Source organism: Moraxella sp. E33BD (assembly GCF_041807865.1).
GTDB lineage: Bacteria > Pseudomonadota > Gammaproteobacteria > Pseudomonadales > Moraxellaceae > Moraxella > Moraxella haemolytica.
The window spans coordinates 83330-97064 of the sequence record NZ_JBGTZD010000007.1; the positions used below are offsets into that span (position 1 = coordinate 83330).

19 protein-coding genes are annotated in these 13735 nt (G+C 40.7%); 6 read left to right on the forward strand and 13 right to left on the reverse strand.

What is annotated here, in order from left to right; all coding sequences use genetic code 11:
* Positions 1-54: 54 nt before the first annotated feature.
* From ACERC6_RS05675 to ACERC6_RS05685, 3 genes are read left to right on the forward strand one after another with little or no spacing between them, the layout of a single operon-like run.
* On the forward strand, positions 55-960 hold the full coding sequence (locus ACERC6_RS05675; protein WP_373628121.1) for a DNA adenine methylase: 906 nt from the start codon (positions 55-57) through the stop codon (positions 958-960).
* Positions 944-1786 (forward strand): type II restriction endonuclease, encoded by an 843-nt coding sequence (locus ACERC6_RS05680; protein ID WP_373628122.1) that lies wholly within the window; start codon positions 944-946, stop codon positions 1784-1786. The genes ACERC6_RS05675 and ACERC6_RS05680 overlap by 17 nt, the downstream gene beginning before the upstream one ends.
* The gene (locus ACERC6_RS05685) at positions 1787-2608 is read left to right on the forward strand and encodes a site-specific DNA-methyltransferase (protein ID WP_373628123.1); all 822 of its coding nucleotides are present in this window, start codon (positions 1787-1789) and stop codon (positions 2606-2608) included.
* Here the strand turns inward: ACERC6_RS05685 and ACERC6_RS05690 are convergent.
* Both ACERC6_RS05690 and ACERC6_RS05695 read right to left on the reverse strand, forming a co-directional pair.
* Complete coding sequence (locus ACERC6_RS05690) at positions 2601-3512, reverse strand: histone deacetylase (protein ID WP_373628124.1); 912 nt, start codon at positions 3510-3512, stop codon at positions 2601-2603. The genes ACERC6_RS05685 and ACERC6_RS05690 overlap by 8 nt on opposite strands.
* Positions 3513-3539: 27 nt before the next feature.
* The gene (locus tag ACERC6_RS05695; protein ID WP_373628125.1) at positions 3540-4148 is read right to left on the reverse strand and encodes a hypothetical protein; all 609 of its coding nucleotides are present in this window, start codon (positions 4146-4148) and stop codon (positions 3540-3542) included.
* A 152-nt stretch (positions 4149-4300) separates the two neighbouring features.
* On the opposite strand from ACERC6_RS05695, the gene ccmA reads away from it, so the two are divergent.
* Entirely contained in the window at positions 4301-4924 is a 624-nt protein-coding gene (gene ccmA, locus ACERC6_RS05700; protein ID WP_373628126.1) for a heme ABC exporter ATP-binding protein CcmA, read from the forward strand.
* Positions 4921-5595 carry a heme exporter protein CcmB gene (locus tag ACERC6_RS05705; protein WP_284674110.1) on the forward strand — a complete coding sequence of 225 codons (675 nt, stop codon included), beginning with the start codon at positions 4921-4923 and terminating at the stop codon, positions 5593-5595. Before ccmA ends, ACERC6_RS05705 begins: the two co-directional genes overlap by 4 nt.
* Before the next feature lie 71 nt (positions 5596-5666).
* Here the strand turns inward: ACERC6_RS05705 and ACERC6_RS05710 are convergent, their stop codons facing one another.
* From ACERC6_RS05710 to ACERC6_RS05730, 5 genes are all read right to left on the reverse strand, one after another.
* A complete protein-coding gene (locus ACERC6_RS05710) occupies positions 5667-6518 on the reverse strand; it encodes a nitrilase-related carbon-nitrogen hydrolase (RefSeq protein ID WP_284674111.1) in 852 nt (283 codons plus the stop codon).
* A gap of 27 nt (positions 6519-6545) precedes the next feature.
* The gene (gene thiS / locus ACERC6_RS05715) at positions 6546-6746 is read right to left on the reverse strand and encodes a sulfur carrier protein ThiS (RefSeq protein ID WP_284674112.1); all 201 of its coding nucleotides are present in this window, start codon (positions 6744-6746) and stop codon (positions 6546-6548) included.
* 41 nt (positions 6747-6787) lie between these two features.
* Positions 6788-7153 carry a DUF423 domain-containing protein gene (locus ACERC6_RS05720; RefSeq protein ID WP_284674557.1) on the reverse strand — a complete coding sequence of 122 codons (366 nt, stop codon included), beginning with the start codon at positions 7151-7153 and terminating at the stop codon, positions 6788-6790.
* 67 nt (positions 7154-7220) lie between these two features.
* Positions 7221-8075: an RNA polymerase sigma factor RpoH gene (rpoH, locus tag ACERC6_RS05725; protein ID WP_284674558.1), complete on the reverse strand. Its 855-nt coding sequence runs from the start codon at positions 8073-8075 to the stop codon at positions 7221-7223.
* A 306-nt stretch (positions 8076-8381) separates the two neighbouring features.
* Positions 8382-8729: a sulfurtransferase TusA family protein gene (locus tag ACERC6_RS05730; RefSeq protein WP_284674113.1), complete on the reverse strand. Its 348-nt coding sequence runs from the start codon at positions 8727-8729 to the stop codon at positions 8382-8384.
* A 186-nt stretch (positions 8730-8915) separates the two neighbouring features.
* Between ACERC6_RS05730 and ACERC6_RS05735 the strand changes: the two genes are divergently transcribed.
* Entirely contained in the window at positions 8916-10400 is a 1485-nt protein-coding gene (locus tag ACERC6_RS05735) for a M48 family metalloprotease (RefSeq protein ID WP_373628127.1), read from the forward strand.
* 103 nt (positions 10401-10503) lie between these two features.
* Here ACERC6_RS05735 and ACERC6_RS05740 read toward each other — a convergent pair whose 3' ends face one another.
* The 6 genes from ACERC6_RS05740 to ACERC6_RS05765 all read right to left on the reverse strand — a co-directional run bounded on the left by ACERC6_RS05740 (position 10504) and on the right by ACERC6_RS05765 (position 13703).
* Entirely contained in the window at positions 10504-10950 is a 447-nt protein-coding gene (locus ACERC6_RS05740) for a GatB/YqeY domain-containing protein (RefSeq protein WP_284674115.1), read from the reverse strand.
* Between the two features lie 68 nt (positions 10951-11018).
* The gene (gene rsmI / locus ACERC6_RS05745) at positions 11019-11846 is read right to left on the reverse strand and encodes a 16S rRNA (cytidine(1402)-2'-O)-methyltransferase (RefSeq protein ID WP_373628128.1); all 828 of its coding nucleotides are present in this window, start codon (positions 11844-11846) and stop codon (positions 11019-11021) included.
* A 128-nt stretch (positions 11847-11974) separates the two neighbouring features.
* On the reverse strand, positions 11975-12664 hold the full coding sequence (gene yihA / locus ACERC6_RS05750) for a ribosome biogenesis GTP-binding protein YihA/YsxC (protein WP_373628129.1): 690 nt from the start codon (positions 12662-12664) through the stop codon (positions 11975-11977).
* A 197-nt stretch (positions 12665-12861) separates the two neighbouring features.
* Positions 12862-13215: an integrase core domain-containing protein gene (locus tag ACERC6_RS05755; protein WP_373628130.1), complete on the reverse strand. Its 354-nt coding sequence runs from the start codon at positions 13213-13215 to the stop codon at positions 12862-12864.
* On the reverse strand, positions 13187-13411 hold the full coding sequence (locus ACERC6_RS05760) for a DDE-type integrase/transposase/recombinase (protein ID WP_284674118.1): 225 nt from the start codon (positions 13409-13411) through the stop codon (positions 13187-13189). Before ACERC6_RS05760 ends, ACERC6_RS05755 begins: the two co-directional genes overlap by 29 nt.
* A complete protein-coding gene (locus ACERC6_RS05765) occupies positions 13395-13703 on the reverse strand; it encodes a hypothetical protein (protein WP_373628132.1) in 309 nt (102 codons plus the stop codon). The genes ACERC6_RS05760 and ACERC6_RS05765 overlap by 17 nt, the downstream gene beginning before the upstream one ends.
* Positions 13704-13735 lie beyond the last annotated feature (32 nt).

Below are 13735 nucleotides of genomic sequence, written 5' to 3' on the forward strand. Positions count from 1 at the left end.
AGATCATTATGTGATCTATTTGCTTAATAGTGTTAATTTGAGTGATAAAAATAGATGAAACCTTTTTTAAAATGGGCTGGCGGAAAAACATCTTTGATTGGCGAAATTCAAAAACGCTTGCCTGATTATGTTTATACACAAGACTTTTGTTTGATAGAACCTTTTGTTGGTGGCGGAGTAGTTTGCTTATGGGCATTGTCGCGGTTGCCATATCTTAAAAAGCTAATTATCAATGATTGTAATGCTGATTTGATTAATGTTTATCAAGTCATTAAAAATAGTCCTAATGATTTGATTAAATATGTCCAAATTTTGCAAAATGACTACGATAAATTAACAGATTTAGAAAGCAAAAAGCCTTATTTTTACCAAAAACGAGATGTATTCAATCAACGAAACAGCAACCATATAGAGCAGGCGGGATTATTTATTTTTTTAAACAAATCTGCTTTTAATGGTTTGTATCGTGTTAATAAAAATAACCAATTTAATGTTCCTATTGGTAGTTATAAAAGCCCAAAATTTATAGATGAAGAGAATGTCTTAGATATTTCAAAAAAATTGCAAGACACCCAAATATTAACAGGGGATTTTGAATTGGTTTTATCTTATTTACCTACTGATTTACCCTGTATGTTTTATATAGATCCACCTTATCGCCCAATCAGCGATACGGCAAGCTTTACCGCTTATTCTGATAATGGATTTAATGATAATGAACAAAAACGACTGGCAGAATTTTGTAAGACAATAGATAAATTGGGTCATCAATTTTTATTGAGCAATTCCGATCCAAAAAATCATGATGAAAGTGATGATTTTTTTGATGAATTGTATCAAGGTTTTAAAATTGAGAGAGTAGAAGCTAATCGTGCCATTGGTGCTAATAGCAGTAGTCGTAAAAAAATTAACGAAATTATGGTTAGTAATGGAGCTGAAAAAAATGAAGTTGTTATTTGACGATTTTCTAAATAGTATGTCAGAAACGAATGCTACATTAGATTATTTTACTGACTTTGATAAAGTAAAAAAGAATGTTGCTCAGATTGAAATTAAATTAAACCAATTAAATTATTTGCTAGGAAAGGATAACTTAACACAAGCTGTTGATGAGCTGTATAAAGAATGCCCAAATGCATTTTCTATTTTGGAAATACTCATTGCGGTTAGGCAAAAAGAGAAAAAGAAAACCTTAAATAAGCAAGGTCAAGTAATTTTGTTGAATAGTTATTTAACATCACCAGATAAGATTATTGAATTTTTTGAGAGTACAGGTTTGTCAGATGTATTTAGAGATAAAAATATTAAAAGCTTGGTGGATTACGTTTTTGGCATAGAAGTGGGTTTAGATACAAATGCTCGTAAAAATCGTGGTGGAGATAATATGTCAAAAGCCGTTCAGTATTTATTTGATAACTCAGATATTTATTACAAAAAAGAGGTTAGAAATACCATTTTTTTAGAAATTGAGAGTTTAGGGGCTGATGTTAAACAGTTTGATTTTGTTATTAAAACAAATGCAAAAACTTATGTTATTGAAACGAATTATTATAATAGTGGCGGTTCAAAATTAAATGAAGTTGCAAGAGCTTATACTGATGTTGCTCCAAAAATTAATCAATATTCAAGCTATGAATTTGTGTGGATTACTGACGGTCAAGGTTGGTATAGTGCGAAAAACAAATTGCAAGAAGCCTATATTCAAATTCCTGCTGTTTATAATTTATCAACATTGCCTAATTTTATAGAGAAAATAACCAACGAAGGTGTTATAAGAGATTGGTAGATGAGAATTCAGCCTTATTTTGAAACCGATGATCAGACATTTGGTTTACATTTAGGAAATTGCATTGATGTAATGCCCTTTTTAAAAGAAAGCTCAATAGATATGATATTTGCTGATCCGCCTTACTTTTTATCCAATAATGGTTTGACTGTTAAAAATGGTATTATCCAATCGGTTAATAAAGGAGATTGGGATAAAAATGGAATTCCGGAAGATATTTATTGCTTTACCAAAAATTGGTTAATGCAAGCCAAGCAACTATTAAAGGAAAATGGCACGATTTGGATAAGTGGTACACATCACAATATTTTTATATTGGGTCAAATCTTAAATGAGCTTAATTTTAAAATTCTAAATATGATTACTTGGGAAAAACCCAATCCGCCACCCAATTTTTCTTGTCGATATTTTACTTATTCTACCGAGTGGATAATATGGGCAAGAAAAAACCAAAAGATGCCCCATTATTTTAACTATGAATTGATGAAAAAATTAAATGCTGATAAGCAACAAAAAGATGTTTGGCGATTGCCTGCTGTTGGTAGTTGGGAAAAAACACAAGGCAAGCACCCTACTCAAAAACCACTTGGGCTTTTATCTCGTATTATATTATCATCTACCCAAAAGGGTGATTTGATTTTAGATCCATTTTCAGGATCTGGTACAACTGGTATTGCAGCGACTTTATTGGATAGAAATTATATCGGTATTGAACAAGCATTGGAATTTTTAGAATTGTCAAAAAAGCGTTATCAGGTGATTACGCCAAGCATAAAAAATAAGTTTAAACAAAAAATCCGTGAGCAAATTAGTGTTATTTGATTGCCATTAAGTTTTTAACCACCCCAAACACCAAACTATGCCCCTGCACTATCACATCAATATCAGGGGCATAGCCACCGCCCATGGTCACCACCGTTGGCAATCCCTTGTCAAACAGTGTCTGAATCACATACCGCTCTCGCTCATACAGCCCATTCATGGTTAAGTTTATCCGTCCAAGCCTATCATCGGCAAGCACATCTACCCCTGCTTGATAAAATACAAAATCAGGATTAAAACCATCAAGCACTTTGGGTAAGTGCTGTGTTAACAGCGACAAATACTCATCATCGCTCATGCCATCAGCAAGATGAATATCCAAATCTGATTTGGGTTTGTGATAGGGATAATTTTTCTCACCGTGCATACTCATCACAAAGACATTGGCATTATCCGCCATAATGGACGCATTGCCATTACCTTGATGAACATCTAGGTCAAGGATTAAAATCTTTTTGGTAAGCCCTTGGTCTAACAGTACATGGCTTGCCACACAAACATCATTTAAAATACAAAAGCCCTCACCACTATCTGCAAAGGCGTGATGCGTACCGCCAGAAGTGGATAGGCTAATGCCATCTGTCAAGGCATATTTGGCACACTCGATTGTCGCTCCAACAACAAGTCTTTCACGGTCTATGAGTTCTTGACTCATCGGCAAACCGATTTTACGGCAGTCTTTGGGTGGTAGTGTCTGTGTATTTAGGGCGTGCCAGTAGTTGGCGGTGTGCGTGGTTAAAATCTCATCAACAGTTGTCATTGTCGGTGTAAAAAATTGAGAGAGTTTGGCAATGTCATCAGCAAGTAGTTTTTTTGGTAACAATGCGTACTTTGCCATCGGAAAACGATGTCCTGCTGGCAGGGGTAGGCAAAAAGCGGGGTGATGGGCGATTTTAAAGGGCATGGCTAATGGTTGGTGGTGCGTATGGTTTTATTGGGATTGATTGGTGGGGATAAAAAAGCCACCATCGCTTTGTGATTCAGTCTCATCAGCTATCTCTAGGTAATCATATACGATAGGGCTAGGCTCAACCTCACCCATGACCTCGTTGAGCAATCGCCAAGCCAGTTCTGTTAGTCCAGACAAGCCTTGCAAATAGCAGGTGAGAGCCTTATCGCTTAGGGTGCTAAACTCGGCATCAACTGACATTTTTACACGCACTTCACCATCGGTGGGGTCAAGCTCTATGCTACCAAAAGCGATGTTTAAGTTGGTGTGAGCAATTTTCATGAGCATGGGTGCGTAGTGACTGGGCGGTACAGTCTGGGTGAGTACGCCAAACATTGCCATAAGCTGATTTTGTTCATTGATGCGAAACACGCAGGTCCAGTCTGATGAATTATCCGAAAAACTTAAAATCACATGATGTGTGCGACCATCAGTCTTGGGGCTGGGTTTGCGATGTTCGTAGTGCCAGTCTTGGGCACTAAGCCATGCTGTGATGCGGTCGGTGATGGGGTGGGGGCTTGTGCTTAAGGTCTGCTCTTGAGTGGGTTGTATTTTTGTGAGTAAATTTTTTAGCTTGTTGAAGAATCTCATGATGTGTGCGTTCGTTATTTTTGGTGAAATTGTAGCCTAATGGGGTATATTATGCAAAACAAATATCAACTAAATTGCTAAAATTGCATAAATCAGTTTTGATTGTGTGGGATTTTTGGTATTATTAACCATATTTTTAAATGATGACAGATATGACGGTTTTTACTCAATCGCCCATTGTTACGCTTGATGCCATTGATGTACAGCGTGGAGAGTTTGTGCTGTGTCAGGGTGTGAATTTGACGCTTAATGTAGGCGATGTATGCCACTTGATTGGTGAAAATGGATTGGGTAAGACAACGCTGCTATCACAAATTGCAGGACTGCTACCGATTGTCTGTGGGCAGGTGATGTATCATAATGATGTCGTAAGTCCAGTTTATGTGTCGCATCAGCTTGGGATTAGCGGTAGTTTGACGGTTCGGCAAAATTTAGAGTTTTTATTGTCTTTATATGGGGCGGATACACACCGTGAAGTGATAGATTTTGCTCTTGAGCAGGTGGGGCTTTATGGTTTGAGTGATGTATCTAGCGTACAGCTGTCAGCAGGGCAGATGCGAAGAGTGGGGCTGTCTCGCCTGTTCGTCTTAACGCCTAGAGAGTCAAAGTTTTGGTTACTTGATGAGCCATTAACGGCACTTGATGTTGACATGGTAAAACGCATGGAATATCGTATCGCAAACTTTGCAAAATTGGGTGGTGCGGTGCTGATGACTAGCCATCAAAGTACCGAGCTAAGAACGAGTGTGCTTGATTTGGCGGAGTTTGCGTTATGATGAAAAATGCCTTTGCTACGATGTTGCTAAGAGAGTGGCATATTAAAAGACAAGGAGCGGTGCAGTGGCTATTCCCTTTGATGATTTTTTTGATTATCATCACGCTGTTTCCACTTGCAATAGGGGCTGAACCTGCACTCTTGTTACGCTTGGCAACTTCTGCTATTTGGATTGCAGCTTTATTGTCGCTAGTGATGGGTGTTGATGACCTATTTAAAGCTGATATGGAAAATGGCACGCTAGCACAGCTTGTGGTGTCAGGGGCGTCGTTACCAATCTGGGTGTTTGCCAGATTGCTTGTGCATTGGGTATTTAGTGCAGGTTCCGTCTCTTTGTTGTCATTGCTTGCCATGCCTTTATTTAATATGCCGCTTGGTGATACGCTCATGCTCATGTTGTCTATTTTGGTGGGTTCGCCGCTCATGCTTATGTTATCAGCGATTGCCAGTAGTTTGACCTTGAGTCTAAAAAATGGTGCGGTACTTGTGCCACTTGTTGCCTTGCCCATGCAGTTACCTGTGTTGATATTTGCTACTGGTGCGGTTGATTTGTATGCCACTGGACTAAATGGGCTGCCGACTTTGGCACTGCTTGGGGCAATGAGTATTATGGCGATTATCATCACGCCATGGGTGGTGGCACAGATATTAAAGATGGTGTGGTCAAATTAGCATCAAGAATTCAATCTAGCAAATAAACCAAAACCGCTAAACATATGGCGGTTTTGGTTTATTTGGTTGGATTAGTTAAGACGATGACAGTTAAAGATTGGCATACTTTGGCGGATGTGCTCTTGTTTGGTCTTGTCAAACTCTCCATAAACAACCAAATAGCCCGCTTCGCCTACTTCACTTTGATGGCTATCGGCAATCACTTGCCCATGAGCGTCCACCATCATTGCATGACCCCAAGTTTCTCGGCTCTTACTACCGATGTGGTGAATGCCTCCTTGCGTACTACCAATCATCATGCACTGACTATCTAAGGCACGAGCTTGTAGTAATAATTGCCAATGTGCCTCCCCTGTCTTATGAGTAAAGGCGGCAGGTACGCTGATGATGTCAGCTCCCAATGCTCTTAGTTTTTGAGCCATCATAGGGAAGCGGACATCAAAGCATATCATCAGTCCTAAGTTAATCTTTTGGTCTTGTATGCTTAGGGGGACAACCACAAGCTCATCACCTGCCTCAAAGGTCTTACTTTCGTCATAGCTACCTGTGCTGTCATTGACGGTGGCACGAAACAGATGAATCTTATCATAACGAGCGATTTGACGGCCGTTTGGGTCAAAAACTAGGTTGGTTTGGCGGTATTTGCCATCTGATACAACAGTGCCATTATGACGCCTATTACATGGCAGTGTACCTGCAACCAGATGTATCTGATGTATTTTGGCGAGATTTGACAGGGTGTTACAAATCTCATCAAAACGCCAAGCCAGTTCGTTTTGTCTGCCCATGACACACATATTTTCAGGTAATACGATGATGTCAGTGTGCGGTGCGACATCGGCGATGGCACGACCTATGATGTCAAGATTGGCATCAATGTTGGTCTGACTATTTAGTTGAATGCTAGCAATACGAATGGTCATGGCATACTCTATAATGAATGAAGATAATTAGCCGCCGCCTACCGCTTGCACGACCTCGATGGTCATGCCATCATTGATGGCGGTGTTGGAAAGTTGTGATTTTGGTATCAGCATACCGTCAATCTCAACGGCAAATCTGCCTTCGGTCATTGCCAGTTCGGTCAATAAATCAAGGACGGTGGCTTTATCGGTGGCGAGTGATTCGCCATTTAGGGTGATATTTTGCATGGCTATTGGATTTTGGTTGTTAAGATTGATTGGGTGAATTGTTAGTTTGATTGTGCGGTTAATCTGCCAAAAACAAGTATCAGCCATCCGCTAATCATAAGTATGCCACCAACTGGTGTAATCATACCAAGCCATTTGGGTGCACCCAAAGCGATGGCATACAGTGAACCGCTAAAGATGATGATGCCACATTGCAAAAAATACGCAGGCAGAGTCATTTTGTAGCGACCTGTAGCATTCAATACACCGATGGCAAGCAGACCTAATGAGTGTATGAATAGATACAAGGTTGCTGTATCCCAAATGCCTAATTCATACGCACCTGCAAAATTTTTAAGTCCATGAGCACCAAATGCACCAAGGGCAACGCCAATGGCAAGATTGATGGCGGCAATTTTTATCCAAATCATAAAAAACTGTGCTATTTTATCAAAATTTATTTATATCAGCCTTATGTCAGCAAAACCTTTGATGTCAGTCGCTTAGCATGGTGCTATCTATAGTCATGGCTTCTCGGATTTTATCCATGGCGTTTTTTTCAATTTGGCGGACTCGCTCGGCAGAGATGTTATACACTGCGGCTAGGTCGTGTAGGGTGGATTTTTGGTCAGCAAGCCATCTTTGGGTAATGATGTCTCGTGAACGCTCATCTAGCTCTTCCATGGCTTCTTTTAAGGCACTGGTGGTATTTTCTTCCCAGTCGGCTTCTTCAACCACATCAGCAGGGTCAATGGCATCTTCTAAGAACAGTTGTGGTGCATATCTCCCATCATCTTCATCGGAGTCTTGCATTTCAAATGATGCATCATAGCTGGTCAAACGAGATTCCATTTCAAAGACTTGTTTGACGGTAACATTTAGGTCTTTGGCGATGGCTTCAGCTTCTTCTTGGGTGAGCTGGTTGCTGGATTTTTTAAGACTTCTTAGGTTAAAAAACAGCTTTCTGTGTGCTTTGGTGGTCGCAACCTTGACGATTCGCCAATTTTTAATGACGAACTCATGAATCTCTGCCTTAATCCAATGTACTGCAAATGATACCAGTCGCACACCTTTGGTTGGGTCAAAGCGTTTCACCGCCTTCATCAGACCTAAATTACCTTCTTGAATCAGATCGGCTTGCGACAGTCCGTATCCAGAATAACTGCGAGCAATATGAATCACAAATCTTAGGTGGCTCATGACAAGCAGGCGAGCAGCTTCAACATCGCCGTCGTGGTAGTAGCGTTCAGCAAGCTGTTTTTCTTCGTCAGGTGTCAAAATAGGAATTTGATGAACTGTATTGATGTACGCACCAAGATTTACGCCAGGGGCTGCCAAATGTGTTGGCATGGCAGGGACTAAATCACGGGTGGCGACTTCATGATTGGGTGTATCGCCATGCGTAATGATGGTGCGAATGGTGGGCGTGATGGTCTTGATATCATCTATGCCTTCATAATCATCCATATCATGCACATGAAAACCATCGCTAAGTGCCAATTCATCCATCTCATCAATGGCGTACTCACCGTTATAATCATCAAAGTTACTCATGTCATCTAAATCATCATAATCATGAGTGCTGTTGTATTTTTTTGTCATAAATAGTGCTTAGGCAAATAAATTCTTTTGGGTCTATTGTAAGGCTTAACCGACCTAAACGCTAGCTTTTTTTGTGATGATAAAGTGAAAATAGTTTGCTGTATTGTGGCCGTCATCACTTTGCCAAGTTGTTATGGATAGCCCTTGTTTTTGACAAAATGCCACTAGGTCTGTTTGGGAGTTCTTATCACTGGCAATCAGGTACAAACTCTCATCAGTCGCAACGCCTCTTAGGGCGATTTTTGCTTTTAGTAATGGCATGGGGCAAGCTAAGTTACGAGCATCAAAAAAAGCGGACAGTGTTATGTTGTTATGCTTGCCTGCGAGTGCTTGCTGAATGTCGGTTAGTTGCTCTGTTGTTAATTGAAGCATTAAAGATGGAGTAAAGGTAATGGTTGTCATGTAAGGCGTTCTTATGTGTGGTTTTTTATGGTTGGTTTAATGGGATATTTGGGCGAGTTTATATTTTACAAGATAAAAAGAATGATTTGCACTGTTTAATAAGATGATTGTGGTGATGAATAACGGAGTTGGGTTTTGTGGTGATTTATAGTAAGATGATACAAATCGTTCTATAATGAATCCATGATGAAAAAAACACCCCTAGCCATGCTTTTGCTATCGATACCCTTGATGATGCCGGCAGTAGCTTATGATGGACAACAAACGACCGTCAAAGCACCAAATCTGATGGCAGGTGTGGGCTTTAATGAGCAATATCATCACCGACAAATTGCCCTATGGTCTTTGCGACAGATTCATGCCAATATACCTTTGGTTGATGATCTGTGGTCGGTTCAGCTGTTGCATGGCATGGCAAATCAGATGAATGCAACAGTCCGACAGCAACCTGTCATTGCCATGCCACTCATCAATGACAATCAGGTTAATGCTTTTGCTGTGCCAGGTGGGGTGATTGGGCTAAATACAGGCGTGGTGTTGTCAGCAGATGGGCTAGATGAGGTGGCGAGTGTCTTGGCTCATGAGATAGCTCATTTAAGCCAGCGTCATTATGAACAGCGTGCAGATAATCACAAAAAACTCTTGGCGTGGCAGTTGGGTGGGCTATTGACAGCATTGGCGGCAAGTGCAGCAGGTGGCGATGCGGTATTAGCTGTGATGGCCGGCTCTCAAGCGGGTATGGCAGAGAGTGTTGCTGCTCATAGCCGAGAGCATGAGCGAGAAGCAGATAGGGTAGGTCAGCAGATATTATCTAAATCGGGTTATGATGCCCATGCCATGCCTAGATTTTTTCATCAGTTGCACCGGCAGGTTTCTTTAAATCAATCCTCAAGCGTTTTTATTCCTAGTTTCATGCAGTCGCACCCATTCACGATGGAGCGATTGTCTGAGGCGACCGCTCGTGCATCTCGCTATCCTACCGTGCCCATGAGTGATAAGCAAAACCAAGCTCGGCTGTTTGATTTATTATACTGGCGACTAAAGTATCTGACTCGTCAGACAAATCTGTCAGAACTGATGGTTAATGTCAAACAAAGTCAAGGGGCAAGATTGGCACTGGCAATGTTTTTCATGGATGATGGTCAATATGACCAAGCCCAAAAGACGCTTGATGAAGGTAATTTTACTCATGATGAGTTGTTATTCGTACTTGTGCAGGCAGATTTATTGAATGCACAGCATCGTTATGAGGAGGCGGTTCGCCTACTAAAGCCATTGCAGGCCATCTATCCTGAACGGCGAGATGTGCGATTGTATTTGGCAAAAAATCTCATCGCAACACAGCAAGCCCCTCAAGCGATTGCATTATTGCAAGATTTAACCAAAAAAACTTCGCACGATGTGCAGGCGTGGCAACTCATGCAACGGGCCTATGAATCTAAAGCTTATGGCGATCATGATGAACGCAGTCAAGAAATATCTACCATTTACGCATTGCAAGCTCGCTCTTGGACTGAGTTTTGGACGGATAAACACGAAGCTGCTTTGCGGTCTAACGCCCAAGCACTAAAAATCGCCAATGCTCATAAATCACTACAGTCATTGGTTGCGATGTTACAGGCCGATAAAGAACAGATTGTCATGGCAAAAGACTTTAAGCCAAGATTTTAGATGGGTAGACTCATGGTTGTTAAATCCAATAAAAAGCACGCCATACGGGTGTGCTTTTTTTGTTGATATAAACTGTAAAATAAACCCCATAAGTTTTGATGGGTTAGGCGGTCAAAGCCTTTTTGACAAGCACTGATATGACGCCAGCATCAGCCCGACCTGCGGTCTTATCTTTGACAGCATTCATCACACGCCCCATGTCTTTCATGCCAGATGCACCTAATTCATCAATGGTCTCGTTGATGATGGCGTTGAGTTTGTCATCGGATAATTGCTCAGGTAAAAAAGCAGAGATGACATCAATCTCAAATTGCTCTTTTTGTGCCAAATCATCACGCCCATTGGTGGTATAGATGCTTAGGGACTCTTGGCGTTGCTTGATTTGTTTTTGTAAAATCGCCAATATGTCTTTATCATCAAGCTCGGTTTGCCCATCAATCTCTACTTGCTTAATGACAGCCTGCACATTGCGTAGTACCTTGACTTGTTCCATGTTTTTGGCTTTCATGGCGGTCTTGATGGTATCGGTTAGGGTGGTTTTTAGGGTCATAAGAGTATCCTTTATTAAGTTGTAAAAGTTAGGTAAGAAATGATGTGTTTTTGGTGATATCAACCAAGCTATTGTTGTAGTTCAAGCAATCTATCATATACCACGCTTTTTTTAATGCCTAGCACATCTGCCACGATTGCACTGGCTTTTTTTGGTGGCAGTTCTTTGGCAATGGCAAGTAGCCAATCATCATAATCGGCTTTTTGTACTGGTTGGGTGTTGCCTGCAACAACCAACACGATTTCGCCACGCTGTTGGTTGGCATCGTTTTTTACAAATGCCAATAAATCAGCCAGTGGCAATTTTTTTATTGTTTCAAAGGTTTTGCTAATTTCACGGCATAGCGTAACTTCTCGTTCTCCACCAAACACATCCACCATGTCGGACAGGCACTCCACAATGCGGTGTGGTGCTTCATAAAAAATCAAGGTCTCGGTGTGCGAGTCATACAGTCTTAAGGCTTCTTTGCGTCCATGTTGCTTGGCGGGTAAAAACCCTACAAAACTAAACTTATCAGATGGTAATCCTGCAACAGACAACGCCCCAATGACCGCACACGCCCCAACAATGGGAACGATGCTCACACCCACATCATGGCACGCTTTAACCAACCTAAACCCAGGGTCTGAGATAAGCGGTGTTCCTGCATCTGAAATCAAGGCGATTGATTGACCGTTCTGTAATCGTTCGGTAAGCCGTGCTGTCTGTATGTCGGCATTATGCTCGTGATAGGCAGTGGTGGGCGTGGTAATGTTAAAGAAACTTAATAATTTAGAGCTTGTACGAGTATCTTCACACGCGATCACATCGACCGATTTTAGGGTGTCAATTGCCCGTTTTGTCATGTCGTTTAGATTGCCAATGGGGGTGGCAACAACATATAAAATGCCTGTCATGGTATTTTGCCTTTTTTGGGTAAATAATGATTATTGGTCTAATTTGGGTAGGTTTAATTTGTCTTTGAATGTATCATTTTACAAAAATCTTTGACTGTCTTTAACCATCTTTTTTAACCAGCATTGTTCTAATCACTACTTTGCAGTTCATTATTTGCTATGTTTTGGCTTACCAAATCTGTATCCGCTAAATCCAGATTTTCCCCCAAGTGTAGCCAATTTCCCAATACATCTGCCAATTCATCGAGCCCTTCTTTATTCAATGCTGAAAACAACTGAATGGAAAAAGGTAGTTCTAGAGCTTGTAATTGTTTTTTTGTTTGCAATAGTGCGGTTTTGGCAGCCCTACGCTTTAATTTATCTGCTTTGGTCAGCAGTACATGCACAGGCAAACTACCATCTTTTGCCCAATGAAGCATTTGCTCATCAAAATATTTTAGTGGATGGCGAATGTCAGTGAGTAAAATTAGACCTGTTAGACTTTCACGATGCACAAGGTAGTTTTCAAGCTCTTTTTGCCACTTGATTTTCATCGCCTCTGGTACTTGAGCGTAGCCATAACCTGGTAAATCAACGATACGACTATGCTGACAACCAACATCAAAGAAGTTAATCATCTGCGTACGCCCTGGAGTTTTTGATGAGCGAGCAAGCTGTTTTTGGTGAGTGATGGTATTGATGGCGGATGATTTTCCTGCATTGGAACGCCCTGCAAATGCCACCTCAAAGCCTGTATCAGCTGGGCAAAGTTTTAGGGTGGGGGCGGATAATGCAAAGGTGGTCTGGCGAATGATTTTTTGGTAGTCGGTGGTGGTCATGGCTTGCAAATTTGTGGTTTGATTTGTCGTAAAAATAACCAATAGTGTATCATGAAAGCCATAAAATAGCGACAATAAAGGAGTGTGTATATTTAAAGAAAGGAGTGTGTATATTTAAAGCGAATTGGTTTGGGCTTATCAACGCTATTATGTAGCAGTTGCACAAAAACTGCCTAAAAAAATAAACTGTAATAAACTCAACCGTTATTTACACTCTGCCCAAAATAGAACCCTAACCACTCATAAGGAGTAAAAGTCAAAGTTTTTCCTGTAGTCTCATCTTTCTTAGTTAAAGATGAATGTGGTCTAACTGTGTTGTAGAAATTAAGAAATCTGGTTAATTCTTGCTTTCTATGTTCACTACTGACAAATTCGTATTTATCGTGCCAAAGCTCCATTAATGTTCGTATCACTCGTTCAGCTTTACCGTTGGTTTGTAGTCTACCTACTTTGGTAAATTTTTGGTTAATATTGTTGGCATAGCAGACTTTAACAAACTCATGGTCTTTGGTGCCTTTGTATTTAAGTACCGTTATCTGAATACACCACATCAATTTGGTAGGGACACGGTTCTATCATTTGTTCTGCCAAAAACTGTGCTGCACTAAAAGCGGTTTTGTCAGGCAGTATGGCAGCATACAGTTCACGAGAATAATCATCTATGACAACAAACAGATATTCTCTAGGACTGTTTGTGGTTTGTCCTTTGAGCAGAGGTAAGCGTTTGGTATCAATGCACCATTTCACCAAGATAAGATTTGTTGTAGCGCTTGGCTTGCTTTCTAAGTTTATCTTGGATGAATTTTTCAACTTTAGCTAAGCGTTTAATGCCATGTTTGGCTTGTTTAAAGCGATTGTTGGTGCCGGTTTGGGATTTTAATAACTTAACACGAGCAAGTTTTAAGACCTTGTAGATGGTAGGTCTTGATACTTTGTACTCCAATACTAGCAAAGTTACCGATTGCTTATTCTGGTGATAAGCAGTCCAAATCGCTTCCCTGTGGTGGGGAGGCAGTCTTGTGTTTTTGTGTATGTTCATTTGCAGTATTTTACCTTAATACTGTAAATAAC